General features: G+C 52.4%; 13 protein-coding genes, 2 tRNA genes and 3 rRNA genes. 13 read left to right on the top strand and 5 right to left on the bottom strand.

Annotated elements, in window-relative coordinates:
- Positions 1–178 precede the first annotated feature (178 nt).
- The 13 genes from glpX (at position 179) to BUB13_RS15555 (ending at position 14,942) form a co-directional block, all read left to right on the top strand.
- Positions 179–1,159 (top strand): class II fructose-bisphosphatase, encoded by a 981-nt coding sequence (gene glpX, locus BUB13_RS15615; protein WP_072909701.1) that lies wholly within the window; start codon positions 179–181, stop codon positions 1,157–1,159.
- A gap of 44 nt (positions 1,160–1,203) precedes the next feature.
- Positions 1,204–2,031 carry a cytidylate kinase family protein gene (locus tag BUB13_RS15610; protein ID WP_072909700.1) on the top strand — a complete coding sequence of 276 codons (828 nt, stop codon included), beginning with the start codon at positions 1,204–1,206 and terminating at the stop codon, positions 2,029–2,031.
- Positions 2,032–2,117: 86 nt separating this feature from the next.
- Complete coding sequence (locus BUB13_RS15605; RefSeq protein ID WP_072909699.1) at positions 2,118–2,864, top strand: YebC/PmpR family DNA-binding transcriptional regulator; 747 nt, start codon at positions 2,118–2,120, stop codon at positions 2,862–2,864.
- Between the two features lie 73 nt (positions 2,865–2,937).
- On the top strand, positions 2,938–3,456 hold the full coding sequence (gene ruvC / locus BUB13_RS15600; RefSeq protein ID WP_072909698.1) for a crossover junction endodeoxyribonuclease RuvC: 519 nt from the start codon (positions 2,938–2,940) through the stop codon (positions 3,454–3,456).
- Positions 3,453–4,052, top strand: a complete 600-nt coding sequence (gene ruvA / locus BUB13_RS15595; RefSeq protein WP_072909697.1) for a Holliday junction branch migration protein RuvA — start codon at positions 3,453–3,455, stop codon at positions 4,050–4,052. The genes ruvC and ruvA overlap by 4 nt, the downstream gene beginning before the upstream one ends.
- A gap of 9 nt (positions 4,053–4,061) precedes the next feature.
- Positions 4,062–5,087, top strand: coding sequence for a Holliday junction branch migration DNA helicase RuvB (gene ruvB, locus BUB13_RS15590; RefSeq protein ID WP_072909696.1), 1,026 nt, complete (start codon positions 4,062–4,064; stop codon positions 5,085–5,087).
- A gap of 6 nt (positions 5,088–5,093) precedes the next feature.
- Positions 5,094–7,373, top strand: a complete 2,280-nt coding sequence (locus tag BUB13_RS15585; RefSeq protein ID WP_072909695.1) for a hypothetical protein — start codon at positions 5,094–5,096, stop codon at positions 7,371–7,373.
- 30 nt (positions 7,374–7,403) lie between these two features.
- Positions 7,404–7,940 (top strand): epoxyqueuosine reductase QueH, encoded by a 537-nt coding sequence (locus tag BUB13_RS15580; RefSeq protein ID WP_072909694.1) that lies wholly within the window; start codon positions 7,404–7,406, stop codon positions 7,938–7,940.
- A 95-nt stretch (positions 7,941–8,035) separates the two neighbouring features.
- Positions 8,036–8,341, top strand: coding sequence for a phasin family protein (locus tag BUB13_RS15575; RefSeq protein ID WP_072909693.1), 306 nt, complete (start codon positions 8,036–8,038; stop codon positions 8,339–8,341).
- Between the two features lie 14 nt (positions 8,342–8,355).
- Complete coding sequence (locus BUB13_RS15570) at positions 8,356–10,047, top strand: ABC1 kinase family protein (protein WP_072909692.1); 1,692 nt, start codon at positions 8,356–8,358, stop codon at positions 10,045–10,047.
- A gap of 193 nt (positions 10,048–10,240) precedes the next feature.
- On the top strand, positions 10,241–11,170 hold the full coding sequence (lpxC, locus tag BUB13_RS15565; RefSeq protein ID WP_072909691.1) for a UDP-3-O-acyl-N-acetylglucosamine deacetylase: 930 nt from the start codon (positions 10,241–10,243) through the stop codon (positions 11,168–11,170).
- Positions 11,171–11,303: 133 nt separating this feature from the next.
- A complete protein-coding gene (locus BUB13_RS15560) occupies positions 11,304–13,538 on the top strand; it encodes a sensor histidine kinase (protein WP_072909690.1) in 2,235 nt (744 codons plus the stop codon).
- Between the two features lie 33 nt (positions 13,539–13,571).
- Entirely contained in the window at positions 13,572–14,942 is a 1,371-nt protein-coding gene (locus BUB13_RS15555; protein WP_208610190.1) for a sigma-54-dependent transcriptional regulator, read from the top strand.
- Positions 14,943–15,076: 134 nt separating this feature from the next.
- On the opposite strand, the gene rrf is transcribed toward BUB13_RS15555, so the two are convergent.
- From rrf to BUB13_RS15530, 5 genes are all read right to left on the bottom strand, one after another.
- Positions 15,077–15,193: ribosomal RNA gene (gene rrf / locus BUB13_RS15550) — 5S ribosomal RNA — on the bottom strand.
- Between the two features lie 113 nt (positions 15,194–15,306).
- Positions 15,307–18,255, bottom strand: a 23S ribosomal RNA gene (locus BUB13_RS15545).
- 147 nt (positions 18,256–18,402) lie between these two features.
- Positions 18,403–18,478: transfer RNA gene (locus BUB13_RS15540), tRNA-Ala, on the bottom strand.
- A gap of 9 nt (positions 18,479–18,487) precedes the next feature.
- Positions 18,488–18,564, bottom strand: a tRNA-Ile gene (locus BUB13_RS15535).
- Positions 18,565–18,723: 159 nt separating this feature from the next.
- Positions 18,724–19,876: ribosomal RNA gene (locus tag BUB13_RS15530) — 16S ribosomal RNA — on the bottom strand; the annotation flags it as partial.

The raw sequence follows: 19,876 nt of genomic DNA, 5'->3' as shown, positions 1-19,876 counted from the left end.
TATAAGTAAGATCAAAGCAATGCCGACACAAAGACATGATCCGTACCATTTTCGCAACTTATCCATCTCAGCCCCTTTGCGCCACTTGAACTTGGGCGAAATTCATGCCATTATGACCCGCTAACACTACCGCCAACATGGAAGCACTTTTTAGTCGACGTGAAAAGAGATTTGCCGAATGGATAAAAACCTGGCTCTGGAACTGGCACGAGTGACAGAAGCGGCCGCCCTCGACTCCGGTCGCTGGGTCGGCAAAGGAGATAAAATTTCCGCTGATGCCGCCGCAACCGAAGCGATGCGACGTACTCTCGGCGCCATGGAGATCAACGGCCTCGTCGTCATCGGCGAAGGGGAGATGGACGAAGCGCCGATGCTCTATATCGGTGAAGAGCTGGGCAGCGGCGGCGAAGGTGAATGCGAAGTTGATATTGCCGTTGATCCGCTGGAAGGAACAACCATCTGTTCCAAGGGAATAAACGGCGCCATCGCCACCATCGCCATGGCTCCGCGCGGCGGTTTTCTGCACGCTCCCGACATGTACATGGACAAGCTGGTTACCGGTCCGGCCGGGATTGGCGCTTGCGACATCCAGAAAACAGCAGGTGAAAACGTTCTCGCCCTGGCTAAGGCCAAAGGCTGCTCACCGCAGGACCTGATGGTCGTCCTGCTCGACCGCCCGCGCCACGACAAGCAGATTGCGGAAATCCGCAAAGCCGGCGCCCGTTGTCAACTGATCACCGACGGCGACGTCGCTCCAGCAGTCGCATCCGCCATCGAAGGCAGCGGAGTCGATATGATGATGGGCGTTGGCGGCGCTCCGGAGGGTGTTCTGACGGCAGCGGCGATCAAATGCCTTGGCGGTTTCATGCAGGGGCGGCTGGTCTTCATGAGCGAAGAGGAACGTACCCGCTCACGTAAAATGGGCATCACCGACTTTGACAAGATCTACAATACGGAAGAAATGGCCAAAGGCGATGTATTCTTTGCCGCAACCGGTGTCACCAACGGGGAACTGGTCCGCGGCGTCCGTTACTTTGCCGGCGGCGCAAAAACCCACACGGTGGTCATGCGCTCGAAGAGCCGCACCGTCCGCTTCATTGAAACTATTCACTACTTCGACCACAAGCCCGGTTATAAAGCAGGCAAGAAAAAGAAGTAGCCGACCGAACAACTACGGCAAGTATTACAAGAGAGAGAGAAGATATGGCGATCATTACTATCTCCCGGGAAATGGGTAGCGGCGGCATCCCCATCGTTCATCAAGTGGCTGAGGAACTCGGCTATAAACTGGTCGACGGCGACGCGATTAAAGACGTCGCAGCGCAATACGGCTTGACTGATGAACACCTGCTGCAGGCAGACGAGAAACCACCTGCATTCGTTGAAAAGCTAGACCGGCAGATAGAGCTCAGCACCAACCGCATCCAGTTGATCGTGTTGGAAGAAGCTCTTAAAGGGAATGTCATCATCTATGGTCGCGGCGGGCAGGACTTGCTCCCCGGACTCAATAACGTCTTTCGCGTTCGGGTGATCGCTCCGTTCGAAGACCGGGTTGAGCGCTGGGCCGAGCGCGAATGGATCGACCCCGACCTGGCCCGTTCGCTGGTGCGCAAAAGCGATCAGCAACGCGCCGGCTTCATCAAATACTACTTCGACAGGGACTGGGAAGACCCGCTCAATTACGATCTGGTCATCAATACAGTCCGCCTATCCAACGAAACTGCTGTCAAGCTGATCGCCGAGGGAGTCAAAGACCAGAATCTGCTGGAAAGCAAAACCGCAGGGAAAGCCAAGCTGCGGGATCTGATTATCCAGAAGAAGCTGCAGATTGCACGGCTGGCCGACGAGCGGATAGATGAAATCTGGTTCAACATCGAAGTTGAAAAAGGTCACGTCACCCTCTCCGGCCATGTCTACAGTGAAGCAGAACGTGAAGTTGCTCTCGGCAACGTGCAGGAGACTGAAGGTGTCACTGGCGTTACCGACAACCTGAAAATCATCGGCTATCGCAACGATCCACACGACAACTGAAAACCGATTCTGGATAAACAAACAGAAACGCCGGCTGTTGCCGGCGTTTTGCATACAAGACCAAAGAAGTTAAGGAGTAGGAAACCATGGCTGGACATAGTAAATGGGCCAACATCAAACACCGCAAAGGCGCACAGGACGCCAAGCGCGGCAAAATTTTCACCAAACTGATCAAAGAGATCACCATCGCGGCAAGAATCGGTGGTGGCGACCTGGAGTCGAATGCCCGCCTGCGCCTGGCGATCGATAAAGCCAAGCAGGCCAACATGCCGAAGGACAACATCGAGCGGGCGATCAAAAAAGGAACCGGCGATCTCGACGGTGTCACCTACGAAGAAGGCGTATTCGAAGGGTACGGTCCGGGTGGAGTCGCCGTCATCGTCGAGTTCATGACCGACAACCGCACCCGTACTGTTGCTGAAGTACGCCACGCTTTCAACAAGTACGGCGGCAGCCTTGGCGTCAGCGGTTCGGTTGCTTTCATGTTCGACCGCAAGGGGCAGATTATCTTCGGTGAAGGCAACGACTTCGAAACCATCTTCGAAGCCGCCCTTGAAGCTGGCGCAGAAGACGTCAAGGAAGAGGACGGTATCATCGAAGTTGTGACCGACCCGTCCGAATTCGAAACCGTCCGCAACGCCTTGACCGAACAGGGGCTGGAATACCAGTCGGCCGAAGTCACCATGATCCCGCAGAACATGAACCCGGTCGAAGGCAAGCAGGCGGAATCGCTGATGAAGATGATCGACGTACTGGAAGACAACGACGATGTCCAGAACGTTCACGCCAACTTCGATATCTCCGACGAGGAGATGGAGAAGATTATGGGCTAACGCCTGAAAGGAAATGGGAAAGAGCAAAAGGATGAAGGGGTCTCTCTTCGTCCTTTTTCCTTTCTTCTTGTGTATGCGAATTCTCGGCATCGACCCCGGCAGCAAAGCGACCGGCTACGGTTTCATCGAGCAGCAGGGAAACCGGCTGATCCATATCGACAATGGCGCCATTTTTACCCGCAGCAAAGATGCTCTGGCTGAACGACTGCAACTGATCTACCGGGAATTATGCCGCCTGATCGAGCAGTACCGACCGGAAGCGGTGGCCGTGGAGCAGGTGTTCATGGCGCGTAACCCGGCCTCAGCCCTGAAACTGGGACATGCCCGCGGCGTCGCTTTGCTGGCAGGAATCAACGCCGGCTTGCCGGTCGCTGAATATTCGGCCCTGCAGGTTAAAAGTGCGGTGGTCGGTTACGGCCGGGCCGGAAAAAACCAGGTTCAGCAGATGACCCGCACCCTGCTCAACCTGCCGGAGATCGCCCAGGAAGATGCGGCTGATGCTCTCGCTGTCGCTATCTGTCATGCCCACAGCCACCACTTGACCGGCCAGGTCAATCAAACCAACCGTTTAGCACAGAGGACGCGTCGATGATTGCACAACTCACCGGAGAACTGGCTCTCCGCAGCCCGGAACAGATCATTCTGGATGTCAACGGCGTCGGCTACCGCCTGCAGATTCCGCTGTCGACCTTTTATGCCCTGCCAGAAAAGGGCAAAATCCAGCTACGCGTGCACACTCATGTCAAAGAAGATGCCATCCACCTGTTCGGCTTTCTCACCGATGCGGAAAAGGACCTGTTCGCGTTGCTGATTTCAGTCTCCGGCGTCGGCCCCAAACTGGCCATCACCATCCTCTCCCACATCCCAACCGATGAACTGGCCATGGCGCTAAGCCAGGGAGATGTGGTTCGTCTGACTGCGATTCCGGGAATCGGCAAAAAAAGTGCCGAACGTCTGGTGCTGGAGTTGCAGGACAAGGCAACTCGTTTCGCCGTCGAAGGCACTGTCCCACCACAAGATGGGGCCAAGCCGGTTAACGCCGGCAGCCACGAGGATGCCTTGTCAGCGCTGGTCAATCTGGGCTACAAAGAGACGTTAGCGCGCAAAGCACTCAATAGCCTGAAAATCGCTCCCGGCACCCCGCTGGAAGAGATTCTCAAAGCGGCGCTCAAAATCCTGGTCAAATAGGGAGCGATCATGGACGAACGTCTGATTACCGGCGACAGCTTCCCCGAAGAAGAAAATTACGAAACCGGGTTGCGACCGCGCACCCTGCAGGAATATGTCGGCCAAAGCAAAGCCAAAAAGAACCTGCAGGTTTTCATCGATGCCGCGCGTAAACGGCAGGAGGCTCTTGACCACGTGCTTTTTTTCGGCCCGCCGGGGCTGGGAAAAACCACCCTCGCCAACATCATCGCCCAGGAAATGGGGGTCAGCATCAAAAGCACGTCCGGTCCGGTCATCGAAAAAGCGGGAGATCTGGCGGCAGTGCTGACCAACCTGGAGGAAGGCGATGTCCTTTTCATTGATGAAATCCATCGCCTCTCGCCGGTGGTGGAGGAAATTCTCTACCCAGCGATGGAGGATTACCAGCTCGACATCATGATCGGTCAGGGCCCGTCGGCCCGCACCATCAAGCTCGATATCCCCCGCTTCACACTGGTCGGCGCCACCACCCGCGCCGGACTGTTGTCATCGCCCCTGCGTGACCGTTTCGGCGTTATCAGCCGGCTCGAGTTTTATTCGCACGAGGAGCTGACCACCATCGTCAAGCGCAGCGCCGGAATTCTCGGCATCAGCATCGATGCCGATGGCGCCGGCGAGATTGCCCGCCGCAGCCGTGGCACACCCCGGATCGTCAATCGCTTGCTCCGCCGGGTACGCGACTTTGCTGAAATCGAAGGTGACGGCGTCATCACCAAGGACCTGGCCGATCATTCCCTCAAGCGGCTGGAAGTCGACAACCAGGGCCTCGACTACATGGATCGCCTGCTGCTGCTGTCGATCATCGACAAATTCTCCGGCGGCCCGGTCGGCCTCGACACTCTTGCGGCGGCGATCGGCGAAGAGCGCGATACCATTGAAGATGTCATCGAGCCCTACCTGATCCAGCAGGGGTTTCTCAACCGCACACCGCGCGGTCGGGTGGCAACCGAGCTCTGCTTCCGCCACTTCCAGCGCACTACTGCAGATGTGTCCAGCAGTGGCAACCTGTTCGATTAAGTAACCATGAACCGCCCCGACCTGCAACAATTTGCTCAGCAACTGGCTCTCTGGACTGAGTTGATCATCGAGAACGGTCGCACACCGTTCCGTCGCGTCGATCTCTATCCGCAGGTGCACACAGACCAAGGGACAATGCACCCGCCGCTGGTGTTCTGGATCAATCGCCAGAGTATGATGGCTGGCGGCATTCTGCTACTACCGGAAAAAGATCTGGAACAGGAACTCGATCGCGGACGCAGCTTCTGCGATGCACTCGGCCTGAAACATTTCGTCACCTGGGAAACCGATCAGGTTCGCATCTGGCAATTAGGCGAAGAAGATGTCGAGCAATACAAGAGCTTTGCGCTGCAAAACAGTGACCACCCGGACAGCTTCCGGCACCTGTTGGGTGATGTGCTGGAAGCGCTGAAGCTGCTCGCGGTCATCGGCCACGTGACCAACGAAGAACTGTCGCCACACTATTTGCACAACCTGTTTCAGACCACCCTCGATCATGCTCTGCCAGCACTGGTTGACAGCTACCGCCGCCAGCGCGCCGAAAAAGAAACCACTGTCGCCGATGACGCCGATCAGCTGGCGGAAGAAGCGAATCGCCTGCTGCTGTTGCAGTTGCTCGGTCTGGCCTGGTACCAGAAGCTCCCCTCGGCCATTCTGCCGGAAAAGCTGGAGCGTGCCATTCACCTCTCTTTGCCGGAGCTACCAACTCATCTGCAACAGGTTTTCTCCCAGCAGACGATCGAATCTCCGCCGGAACTGCCCCTCGACGCAGCCGTTTGCTTCCACCACCTGCTGCTGCGCCTGCGGCAACTGTCCTGGTTGCAGCCGGGAGAAAGAGCGACCGACAGCATCCGCCTGCTGATTGAGCAATGGAGCAGAAACCAGCAGCCAGCGCCGCCAAGCGACATCCTTCTTTATCCTGAAGGAGCAGTATTTGCGGCCCAAACCAGGCTGGTCCTGTCCGACTCTCCCTCGCTCCTGGCGGCAGCCTGCCTACGCAATGCCCTGCTCCAGCAAGCATCGGTTGAATTGCAGGCAGGCAACCTGTTTCAGCTCGATTTGAGTCGGCAAAACAATGCCACGGTGCACGCTTTTTTGCACAATCAGCAATTGCTTCCGCGGGAAGAACGGCAACACTGCGGCATGCTGCTGCGCACCTCCTGGCCGAATCGCAGATTCCGCATTCCAGCAGACAGACCTTTCTGGTACTGGGAGTTGCTGCATCTGCTCGGACTGGCCAAATCACAGCGGAGCTTGAGCCTGCAGCTACCGAAAGAGCTGCTGGAAAGTCAGGCTGATGATATTTTCTGGGAACTGCTATATGAGAGCTACCAGCTGACAAGCGTCGAACAACTGTCATCAGATAAAATACGTCTCGAGTTAGAACCGGGGTTACTGCTGGACACGAGCATTTGTGTCAAAACGGCCTACGCAAAAAGAAAAATTCCTGTGCCAAGCAGCAGCGGCTTTTTGCGCAACCAGATATTAATGGCGCTGGAACTAGAAGATGATCTCTATCAACTGCTGGATGAAAAGCTCCACTGGACTCAGGCAGAGCACGCTGAGAAAGAGAGCAACAGGGGATTCGAATTTTACCAGCAAAGCACACTGAGTCAGCTGTTCAATAAAATTCTTCAGATCGAAATTCATCGTGATGCGGACATGGAGAAACAGGAACCAATCCCCTGTCCTGACTCTTTGATTCTGCAGGAACTTGATAATATTATCAGCACAAAGCCTGATGAACTGAAGAACCTGGATCAGCATCTGGCCAAACTGCTACATGCGCCCCAGCTGGAAGACCTGACGGCATCCTTGCGCGATGGAGAAGTACGTAAATCGACCGAGAAGTCACCCGACAAAAAGCTGCGAGACGAACTGGCTCTGGAGCTGGAAAGTATCGGCATTCCAACCTTCCCTGAGCAATATCTCTATTTTCTGGAACAGCCGGAGATTGTCACGTACAATTTCTCTCCACCATTAACTGTTGTCAGTGAATTGCTGGGGCAGATTGAACTGGAAGATGCCAACGGCAGCAAACTGCAGGTTTACGGTGAGGAACTGGCTGGAGCACTGCAACTATGCGCCCAACTGGGAAAATCGGAAGCCGAGCTTCCCAAAGACAGAAACCAGTTAGCCGTTCTACAGCAACAATATTGGAAAGATCTTGGCCAGCTGAAAAAACAGCTCAACAGTCTTTGCCACAGCCGCTTAAAAAGTCCGCTGGCGGCAAAAAAACTGGCAAGAAAGGTCTGGAAAAAACTGAATCTGCCCAAGGTCGATTGATTTCGGCTGCAGCATTTCATGGAGCATAAAATGCAAATTTTATTACACATATGCTGCGCAAACTGCGCCATTTACCCCGTCAAAGTTATGCGCGAACAGGATCATCAACTCGCGGGATACTTCTACAACGACAATATTCATCCCTACCAAGAATTCAAGAAACGACTGGAAACGACCAAAGAATATGCTGCCGCAGTCGACCTGCCGGTCACGTACGATGAAGAATATCGCTTGGAGGAGTTTCTCGCTGCGGTTGCCCAGGAATCGGAAAACCGCTGTGAATACTGTTATCGTTCCCGCCTGCTGGCAACAGTCAAAGAAGCCAAGCGGCAGGGCTTTGAAGGCTTCACCACCACCCTGCTCTACTCGCGCTACCAAAGACACCAGGAAATTATCGATTACGGACGCGAGCTGGCGCAGGCTTATGGTTTAACATTTCACTATGAAGATTTTCGCAGTGGCTGGAATGAAGGAATACAAATATCCAAAGAGATGGGGTTGTACCGGCAGCAATACTGCGGTTGCATCTACTCGGAAAAAGATCGCTACTACCGCAAGAAAAAATAAGCCAAAGGTCGCAGAACGCTTGCAGCAATTGAACACGACACTGAAACTGTTATAATTTTTACAGGTTTTCCAATTTACCGTTACAGGAGGTTGCCATGTTGGAGATTGTCGAAAAAACTTTGCTGGCCGGAATCGGTGCTGTTTCCCTGACCCAGAAAAAAGCAGAAGAACTGATTGATGATTTAAAGGAAAAGCTCAACCTGTCTGAAGACGAAGGCAAAAAGCTGCTGGATAAACTGCAGGATGCCGCCAAAGAGAGCCAGAAGAAACTGGAAGACATGGCCCGTGAAGAGGTGAAAAAAGCCTGTGAGCGCGTCGGCGTGGTCACTGAAGAGGACGTCGCCGGGCTGAAGAAGAAAGTGGCCGAGCTGGAAAAACAACTAAAAGCAATGAACAAATAGATCACTGGAACCGCATGCTGCCCATTACCCGGATCAACCGTAACATCAGATCGCTGAAACGTTACCGTCAGGTTCTCGGAATCCTGATTCAGTACGGTTTCGGCCATATCGTTGAACAGCTCAACATCGATTATTATGTTGAGCTGGGCAAGCGGATTGTTTCGCTCGGAACTGCATCTCGCGAACTGGAGCGTTTGTCTCAGGCGGAGCGCATGCGACTGGCCCTGGAAGAACTAGGGCCAACCTTTATCAAGCTGGGGCAGCTGCTCTCCACCCGCCCCGACGTTGTCCCTGCTGAATACCTGGATGAGCTGAAAAAGCTGCAGGACCGCGTGCCGGCAGTCGATAGCGATCTGATTCGGGCCCAGCTGCATCTGGAACTGGGACAACCGGTCGAGGATCTGTTCGAATCCTTTGAACCAACCCCGATCGCGACCGCCAGCATCGCCCAGGTTCACCGTGGCAGGTTGAAAACCGGCGAGCAGGTGGCGCTGAAAATTCGCCGTCCGAACATCGAATCGGTCATCGAGACAGATGTCGATATCCTGATGGGGCTGGCCTACCTGGTCGACAAACACCTGCCGGGCGGCGAAATGTACGACCCGATCGGGCTGGTCAAAGAGTTCCGTCGCACGATCTACCGGGAACTCGATTTTTCCCGTGAAGGCCGTACCATAGATCGCTTCTCAAGCAATCTCGAAGACAATGAGCATGTTCGCATCCCCAAAGTTTACTGGGAGTATTCAGGGCGTAGCGTGCTGACGATGGAGTACCTGTCGGGCATCAAAATCTCCAATGTCGATGAACTGTTGCGAGAAGGATATGACCCGAAGCTGATTGCACGTCATGGTGCCACAACTTTCCTTGAACAGGTTTTCGAACACGGCTTTTTCCACGCAGATCCCCACCCCGGGAACCTGCATATTCTACCTGGCAATGTCATCTGCATTTTTGATTTCGGTATGGTGGGGCGCCTCGACGATGACCTGAAGTACCAGCTGACCGAGTTGCTGTTTGCGGTGCTGAAACGTGATGTCGACCACATCATCTCGCAACTCCTCTACTCCGGCGAACTGGTCGATGAATCGAACGTCAAGAACCTGAAGCGTGACCTGGCCGAATTTATTGATGATTATTACGATGTGCTGCTACAGGATCTGAAAGTCGGCAAGATGCTGATCGACTTTATCGAAATCCTGACAGAGTACCGTATCAAGTTCCCTTCCAACCTGATGTTGCTGTCCCGTTCCCTGATCGCCATGGAAGGGATCGGCCGCCAGCTCGACCCGGAGTTCAACATGGTCGAGCACCTGCGTCCCTTTACCGAGAGAATCGTCAAAGAACGCTACTCACCAGCGAACCTGTCGAAAGAACTGTCAAAAACAGTTCAGTCATACCAGTCGCTGGGAAAAAGTCTGCCGCGCGACATCAAGGAATTTATCAACCGGGTCAATCGGAACAAGTTCAAAATCGACCTGGAGCATCGCGGGTTGGAGCGGATGATCACTGACCTGGACAAATCGACCAACCGGATCTCGTTCAGCATGGTGATCGCCGCGCTGATCATCGGCTCTTCGCTGATCATGCAGACCGACAAAGGTCCAATCCTATTCGGCTTCCCGGTGCTTGGCCTGTTTGGTTACACTGTCGCCGGCTTTCTCGGTTTCGGTCTGGCTATAGCTATCCTCCGCTCCGGCCGCATGTAGCCCTTGCAGTTGTGGCGGTTTCGGCACACTCCTCGAACTCTTTTGCGGTTGCAGACGCAACAGTCTGTAATATCAGCCACCAGCCCTCTTTGAATAATTCATAAAATCCAACAAGTTAAAAACTAAGAATTAGTGGCACATTCCTTGCTAAAATACTATTCTGGATTTTTTAAAAACTTGATTGGATAGATAGATGATTCTGCAACGCACCATTGAAAAAAGTATTACTATTTCGGGAATCGGTCTGCACTCCGGCGCTCGTATCAATCTAAAACTGCGACCGGCGGAAGCGAATACCGGTATCGTGTTTTATCGTACCGACGGCGAACAGACCATCGCGATTAAAGCTTCGCACGAAAATGTTGTCGATACCCGCATGGCGACCGTTATCGGCAGCCAAGGTGCAACCGTATCTACGATTGAGCATTTCATGGCGGCCCTGTCAGCATTCGGTATTGACAACCTGAATGTCGATATTGACGGACCTGAAGTTCCGGTACTGGATGGCAGTGCAGCTCCCTTTATTCGAGAAATTCAGCAGGCAGGCATCAAAGCTTTGCCACAAAGCCGCAAGTTTATTGCCATTCGCAAGCCGCTGGAAATTATTGAAGGGGAAAAACGGATCAGCATCATCCCGTCCCGCTTCTTTCGTATCACCTTTGATATCGCTTTTGATCACAAAGCAATATCGGTCCAGCAGTACAGCATGAAGTTCACCACTGAGAACTTCTGTAAAGATATTGCCTCCGCACGGACTTTCGGTTTCCTGCAAGAAGTCGAATACCTCAAGGCGAACGGTTTGGCGCGCGGGGGCTCCCTGGAAAATGCTGTTGTTATCGACAATGACGGCGTCATGAACCCTGAGGGCCTGCGCTATCCTGACGAATTCGTCCGGCACAAGATCCTTGATGCGTGCGGGGACTTCAGCCTGATCGGCCACCCGATTCTTGGACACATCCGCGCATTCAAGGCAGGGCACGACCTGAACGCCAAGATGGTACAAACCATTCTCGAGCATCCATCTCACTGGACTTATGTGGAGTTCAGCGAGCAAGCGGTGCGAGAAGCCCGCAGGGCCAACGCCGGCGCATTTGCCATCGACCTGGCGTGGAGTAAAGCCTAAGCTTCACCAGCATTTCAAAGGCAGCCTTTCCGGCTGCCTTTTTTTATCTCTGTGCAGAACCGACACTGCTCTTGTGTTGTCGCCCTGTATTCAATAAAATCAGCTCTCTGTCGATTTAAGCGGAAAGCATCTGATGAACCAAGCAAACGATAAGATCACGAAACTGAAAAAACCGCGCCGCAGAGCCCGAGAATGGGTTTTGCTGATTCTTATTGTTTTGGTTCTTGTTTTGATACCACAGCTGGAAACCGAGCTGATCGACCTGTCCTCTCAGTTGCCGATCAGCAACAACATCATTGCACTTGGACTGATCAACCTGAACATACTGCTGGTTCTGTTGTTCCTGTTCCTGATCTTCCGCAACCTGTTCAAACTGATGCTGGAAAGACGACGGGGAGTTCCGGGCGCGAAGCTTCGCAGTAAACTCGTCGGCGCCTTTATTGCGCTGTCACTGGTTCCAACGATGCTGTTGTTCTTCGTTTCAGCCGGTTTTATCAGCAATAGTATCGATAACTGGTTTAACGCCCAGGTCGAGAACGCCCTTGATGAGTCACTTAACGTCGCCCAAACTTTTTATCGCAACTCGGAAGCAAACGCCCTCTATTATGCCGATCAACTGGCGCAGCAGATCAAACAGGGCAAGCTCCTGAACGAGGAAAATCTGCCGCAACTCAGGCAGCTGATCAAACTGAAGCAACAGGAATACAATCTGGGTATCGTCGAAGTTTTCTCTGCCACTCACGAAGAGCTGGTTCGTGTTGCCAACCCGAAACTACCAATTATCAAAATCACCTCAGCAACCTCCGACCCGGTACGGGAAGGCTTGCAAGGTGTGCGTTTTTCCCAGATTTCACCAGTTGGCCAGGCCGACTTGATCCGCGGTATCGTGCCAGTCCAATCGAATTGGAATCCCAAGGATATCGTCGGGGTGGTGGTGGTTAATTACTATGTTCCCTACTCTCTGATAAACAAAATCAAGGAGATTGCCAGCTCGGTTGATCAGTACAAAACCACAAAACAGATAAAGGGAGAAATCCAGCAAGGCTACGTTATCATCCTGCTGCTGATTGCTCTGATCATCATCTTTCTCGCCACCTGGTTCGGATTTCACCTTGCACGCGGGATCACTGTGCCGATTCAAGAACTGGCCGAAGCGACCAGCCGGGTTGCCTCGGGCGATCTTGACATTCAGCTGGAAACCCGCAGTACCGACGAAATCGGAACACTGGTGAAGGCCTTCAACACCATGACGACCGACTTACGGCAGGGGCGCATCGAAGTTGAAGCGGCAAATCTAGAACTGCAGAATTCCAACACAGAACTGGAGCAACGCCGTAATTACATGGAGATCGTGCTGGCAAATGTCACTGCAGGTGTTGTTTCCGTCGATCGCTATGGCCGCCTGACAACCGTCAACAAGTCGGCAGAAAATCTGCTCCATTTTAAAGCGGAAAAGATTGTCGGTGAGGATTTCCGCAAAGTTATTCCGTCGCCATACATGCCACAAATCATGGAACTCCTGAAAGAGCTGTTCTACTCTGAAAAGGGAACGATTCGTCAACAATTGACCATTCCAATTGGCAACGAAAAGTATACTCTGCTGATCAACCTGACAACCCTGCGAGATGACCAGGGTAATTTCATGGGAACAGTTGCTGTGTTTGACGACCTGACCCAGCTGTTCAAAGCTCAGCGAATGGCTGCGTGGCGTGAAGTTGCCCGGCGCATAGCTCACGAAATCAAAAACCCGCTGACACCGATCCAGCTCTCTGCACAGCGGCTACGCAGACGTTATCTCTCCCGCTTTGAAAGTGAAGACAACGTCTTCGACGATTGTACTCAGATGATCAGTCGACAGGTCGACGAGCTGAAAAATCTTGTCAACGAATTCTCTAACTTCGCTCGCATGCCAGCGACTAAGCCGACCCCGAATAACCTGAATGAAATTGTCAACGAGTGTCTGATTCTCTATCAGGAGGGGCATAAAAACATCGCCTTCTCCAAGTCACTGGACAAGAATCTACCAACGTCAAACCTCGACCGCGAGCAGATCAAACGAGTGATTATCAACCTGCTTGAAAATGCAGTCGCAGCCCTTGATGACAAGGGCAAAATCGGCATTGAATCGATCTATAACCCGGAACTTCAAATCATTACGCTGACGATTTCAGATAACGGAACCGGCATCCGCGATGAAGATAAACCGCGCTTATTTGAACCTTATTTTTCCACTAAGAAAACCGGGACCGGATTGGGCTTAGCGATAGTTTCGACTATCATTTCTGACCATAACGGCTATATTCGTGTCAGGGACAACAGCCCGAAAGGGTCACGCTTCATTATCGAGTTGCCGGCAAATATTTCCTGATCACAACGACTGCACAAGGAGTCAAAGATACTGATGAAAAGTATCCTGATTGTTGACGACGAAATCAGCATCCGCCAGAGCCTCGAGGGAATACTTGAGGACGAAGGCTTTCAAACGGCTTTCGCCGCAACTGGCGAAGATGCCATCAATTTGATTCAGGAAGAAGACCCAGACCTGGTCCTGCTCGATATCTGGATGCCAGGAATTGATGGACTTGAAACGCTGAAGCGTATTAAACATCAGCGTCCGAACCAGTTGGTCATCATGATGAGTGGCCACGGGACTATTGAAACGGCTGTTAAAGCAACCCGCCTAGGTGCGTACGATTTTATTGAAAAACCGCTTTCACTGGAGAAGGTCTTACTGTCCATTCAGAACGCGATGAAAATCGGCCAACTGGTTGCTGAAAACCAGGCCTTGAAAGAGAAGATTAATCGTGACTACGAAATGATCGGTGAGAGCCCTGCCATCGCCAAACTGAAAAAGCAGATTGCAATTGCAGCCCCCAGTTCCGGCTGGGCATTGATCACAGGAGAAAACGGTACCGGTAAAGAATTGGTCGCCCGTGCTATCCATAGCCAGTCAACGCGTCATGGGAAACCGTTTGTCGAAGTCAACTGTGCCGCTATTCCCGAAGAACTGATCGAATCGGAACTGTTCGGCCACGAAAAAGGATCCTTTACCGGAGCGACAGCTGCCCGTAAAGGTAAGTTTGACCAAGCCAACGGGGGAACCCTGTTTCTTGACGAAATCGGCGATATGAGCCTGAAAACCCAAGCAAAAATCTTACGCATTCTACAGGAGCATAAATTTGAGCGTGTAGGTGGCAACCGTACCATTGAGGTCGATGTACGGGTCATTGCGGCGACGAACAAAGATCTCGAAGAAGAAATAAAGGAAGGAAATTTCCGCGAAGACCTTTACTTCCGTCTCAATGTCCTTCCTTTTACCGTTCCGCCACTGCGCGAACGCAAGGAAGATATTCCGAGGCTCACAAAACATTTTCTGCAATACTTCTGCAGCAAAGAGAGCCGCGAAATCAAATCGATGGAAAAAGGCGCCCTTGAGAGTCTGATCAGCTACAATTGGCCCGGTAACGTTCGTGAGCTAAAAAACCTGATTGAAAGGCTGGTGATCATGACACCGGAGCATATCATCCGTATGGCTGACCTGCCCCATGCCATCACCAAAGGAGCACCGGTTAAAGCCACCAGCACCAATGCCATGGGAGAAATGCCTGATTCATACCGCGAAGCAAAAGAGCTTTTTGAAAAGCAATTCTTGCTGGAAAAGCTGAAAAAGAACAACTGGAACATTTCCCGAACGGCTGAAGAGATCGGCTTGGAACGTTCTAACCTGCACCGCAAAATCAAGACCTACGGAATTGAGCCTAATAAAGCTTAAAGGAAAATAGAGCCAGAACAAAAAAGCTCCGAGTGCATAAGTGCCGGAGCTTTTATTTGTCTTCGGCGGCGGAAGTATTAGCAGTATAGAAACAAAAAAAGCCCCCAACCGTAAGGTTGAGGGCTTCAAAATAATTTCGGCGGCGACCTACTTTCCCACATCGTCTCCAATGCAGTATCATCGGCGCTGTAGGACTTAACTTCTGTGTTCGGGATGAGAACAGGTGTGACCCCTACGCTATAACCACCGAAAACCGTAAACTGGTTTTCAATCGCTATACGACTTGTAGATTACTCTTTGCGATAACTTTTAAAGGGGGTGGGGGAGAGGAAAACCTCTCCCCACATCCCAACAAAAAACTATTATGGTCAAGCCTCACGGTCAATTAGTACTGGTAAGCTAAACACATTACTGTGCGTACACATCCAGCCTATCAACGTTGTAGTCTCCAACGGACCTTCAGGGGGTAAACCCCAGGGAGATCTCGTCTTGAGGTGGGCTTCCCGCTTAGATGCTTTCAGCGGTTATCCTTTCCGAACGTAGCTACCCTGCGATGCGGCTGGCGCCACAACAGGAACACTAGTGGTTCGTCCATTCCGGTCCTCTCGTACTAGGAACAGATCCTCTCAAATCTCCTACGCCCACGGCAGATAGGGACCAAACTGTCTCACGACGTTTTAAACCCAGCTCGCGTACCACTTTAATTGGCGAACAGCCAAACCCTTGGGACCGACTTCAGCCCCAGGATGTGATGAGCCGACATCGAGGTGCCAAACCTCCCCGTCGATGTGAACTCTTGGGGGAGATAAGCCTGTTATCCCCGGAGTACCTTTTATCCGTTGAGCGACGGCCCTTCCATACAGAACCGCCGGATCACTAAGACCTGCTTTCGCACCTGCTCGACGTGTATGTCTTGCAGTCAAGCTCCCTTATGCCTTTGCACTCTTCGGCTGGTTTCCAATCAGCCTGAGGGAACCTTCGCGCGCCTCCGTTACCGTTTAGGAGGCGACCGCCCCAGTCAAACTACCCACCAGGCAGTGTCCCCGATCCAGATAATGGACCTAGGTTAGACATCCAGAAGAACAAGGGTGGTATTTCAAGGGCGACTCCACCGACACTAGCGTGCCAGCTTCAAAGTCTCCCACCTATCCTACACATGCTGTCCCGAATATCACTGCCAAGCTGTAGTAAAGGTTCACGGGGTCTTTCCGTCTTGCCGCGGGTAGACGGCATCTTCACCGCCAATTCAATTTCGCTGAGTCCCTGGTTGAGACAGTGCGGAAGTCGTTACGCCATTCGTGCAGGTCGGAACTTACCCGACAAGGAATTTCGCTACCTTAGGACCGTTATAGTTACGGCCGCCGTTTACCGGGGCTTCGGTTCAATGCTTCGCTTGCGCTAACACATCCCCTTAACCTTCCGGCACCGGGCAGGCGTCACACCCTATACGTCCTCTTACGAGTTTGCAGAGTGCTGTGTTTTTAGTAAACAGTCGCTACCGCCATTTCTCTGCGACCCCCTTCGGCTCGGGGAGTAAATCCCTTCACCTAATGGAGGCACACCTTCTCCCGAAGTTACGGTGTTATTTTGCCGAGTTCCTTAACCAGAGTTATCTCAATCACCTTGGCATTTTCTGCCCGCCCACCTGAGTCGGTTTTCGGTACGGTCTCTTATAATCTGAAGCTTAGAGGCTTTTCTTGGAAGCATGGGATCAATCACTTTATGAGCTTAAAGCTCTCGTCATCACGTCTCGATGTTTAATAGGAAAGCGGATTTACCTGCCTTCCCCACCTACTCGCTTAAACCGGGACGTCCAACACCCGGATGACCTACCCTTCTCCGTCCCCCCATCGCAATTATAAGAGGTACAGGAATATTAACCTGTTTCCCATCGACTACGGCTTTCGCCCTCGCCTTAGGGGCCGACTAACCCTTCGCAGATTACCTTTACGAAGGAAACCTCGGGCTTACGGTGTGTGGGTTTCTCACCCACATTTTCGCTACTCATGTCAGCATAAGCTCTTGTAGTTCCTCCAGCGCTCCTTACGGTACACCTTCAGCGGTCGCTACAATGCTCCCCTACCACTTGTACAAAGTACAAATCCGCAGCTTCGGTACTGTGCTTGAGCCCCGTTACATTTTCGGCGCAGGCCCACTCGACCAGTGAGCTATTACGCTTTCTTTAAAGGGTGGCTGCTTCTAAGCCAACCTCCTGGTTGTTTATGCATTCCCACAACCTTTCCCACTTAGCACAGATTTAGGGACCTTAGCTGGCGATCTGGGTTGTTTCCCTCTCGACTACGGACCTTATCACCCGCAGTCTGACTCCCGTACAGACGTTCCCGGCATTCGGAGTTTGATTAGGTTTGGTACCCTGGTGAGGGCCCTAGCCCATTCAGTGCTCTACCTCCGGGACGATTCATACGAGGCTATACCTAAATATATTTCGGGGAGAACCAGCTATCTCCGAGTTTGATTAGCCTTTCACTCCTATCCACACGTCATCCCCTCAGTTTTCAACCTAAGTGGGTTCGGTCCTCCACGACGTGTTACCGTCGCTTCAACCTGCACATGGATAGATCACTCGGTTTCGGGTCTACTCCCAGCAACTATGGCGCCCTATTCAGACTCGCTTTCGCTGCGGCTCCACCTAACGGCTTAACCTCGCTACTGAGCGTAACTCGCTGACTCATTATGCAAAAGGCACGCTGTCACACCTGATATACATGGTGCTCCAACTGCTTGTAGGCATACGGTTTCAGGGTCTATTTCACTCTCCTCATCGGAGTTCTTTTCACCTTTCCCTCACGGTACTATGCGCTATCGGTCATCGAGGAGTATTTAGCCTTGGAAGATGGTCCTCCCAGATTCCCACAGAATTTCACGTGTTCCGTGGTACTCGGGGACACCCTAGAGTGAATCATGGTTTCGTTTACGGGGCTATCACCCACTATGGCGGCACTTTCCAGAGCCTTTAACTACCAATCATCAATCCCACATCGGGGCCCCACAACCCCGAAACCACCGTAGTAGTTTCGGTTTGGGCTAATCCGCGTTCGCTCGCCGCTACTAGCAGAATCTCAATTGATTTCTTCTCCTACAGGTACTTAGATGTTTCAGTTCCCTGCGTTCGCCTCATACACCTATGTATTCAGTGCATGATGACGGGGCATAATCCCCGCCGGGTTTCCCCATTCGGACATCTCCGGATCAAAGCCTGTTTAGCGGCTCCCCGAAGCTTATCGCAGCTTACCACGTCCTTCATCGCCTCTCGATACCAAGGCATCCGCCGTACGCCCTTAGTAGCTTGACCATAAATAGTCTTTTACTAAGTACTTACTTTGCTTTTACCTTTACTTGTATATCGCTTGCTCATCATTGCCTCATCACAAGAACAATGATGTCTCTTAAATCTATCAGTCGTATGCAATTGTCAAAGAACAAATAATCTTACGTAATATGGTGGAGGTGAACGGGATCGAACCGATGACCTCCTGCTTGCAAGGCAGGCGCTCTCCCAACTGAGCTACACCCCCGAATTGATCTGGTGGGCCAGGGAGGACTTGAACCTCCGACCTCACGATTATCAGTCGTGTGCTCTAGCCAGCTGAGCTACTAGCCCACATCCACACATATCCGTGTTATTCGTTGTTTTCAAAGAACACAAAACCCCTTCCACCGAAGAGGCCTGGTCTCTCAAAACTAAATAGCAGACTAAGAACTTATAAAGATTCTGTCGTTTTGGCTTGGCCTTCGTGTTGCCACGAAGCAAGCTCCTTAGAAAGGAGGTGATCCATCCGCACCTTCCGGTACGGATACCTTGTTACGACTTCACCCCAGTTACCGATCATACCATAAACGGCTGCCTCCCGAAGGTTGGCCCACCGGTTTCCGGTACAATAGACTCCCGTGGTGTGACGGGCGGTGTGTACAAGGCCCGGGAACGTATTCACCGCGTCATGCTGATACGCGATTACTAGCGATTCCAACTTCATGGAGTCGAGTTGCAGACTCCAATCCGAACTGAGACCGGCTTTTTGGGATTAGCTCCACCTCGCGGTATCGCTGCCCTTTGTACCGGCCATTGTAGCACGTGTGTAGCCCTGGATATAAGGGCCATGAGGACTTGACGTCATCCCCACCTTCCTCCGGCTTAACACCGGCAGTCTCCCTAGAGTGCCCAACTAAATGATGGCAACTAAGGACAAGGGTTGCGCTCGTTGCGGGACTTAACCCAACATCTCACGACACGAGCTGACGACAGCCATGCAGCACCTGTCACCGATCCAGCCGAACTGACCACTATGTTTCCATAATGTACGATCGGGATGTCAAACCCAGGTAAGGTTCTTCGCGTTGCGTCGAATTAAACCACATGCTCCACCGCTTGTGCGGGCCCCCGTCAATTCCTTTGAGTTTTAGCCTTGCGGCCGTACTCCCCAGGCGGAATACTTAATGCGTTAGCTGCGGCACTGCAGGAGTGGTTACCCGCAACACCTAGTATTCATCGTTTACGGCGTGGACTACCAGGGTATCTAATCCTGTTCGCTCCCCACGCTTTCGCATCTCAGCGTCAGTATTGGTCCAGAAAGCCGCCTTCGCCACTGGTGTTCCTCCGAATATCTACGGATTTCACTCCTACACTCGGAATTCCACTTTCCTCTCCCATACTCAAGACCGCCAGTATCCAATGCACTTCCGGGGTTGAGCCCCGGGCTTTCACATCAGACTTAACAGTCCGCCTACATGCTCTTTACGCCCAATAATTCCGAACAACGCTTGCACCCTCCGTATTACCGCGGCTGCTGGCACGGAGTTAGCCGGTGCTTCCTTTGCGGGTACCGTCATCACCATTACTGGCATTTCTTCCCCACTGACAGAAGTTTACGACCCAAAGGCCTTCATCCTTCACGCGGCGTTGCTGCGTCAGGGTT

This window comes from Malonomonas rubra DSM 5091 (assembly GCF_900142125.1).
Lineage (GTDB): Bacteria > Desulfobacterota > Desulfuromonadia > Desulfuromonadales > Geopsychrobacteraceae > Malonomonas > Malonomonas rubra.
The sequence above is the reverse complement of the archived record's forward strand: the minus strand, read 5'-3'. Positions and strand labels throughout refer to the sequence as shown.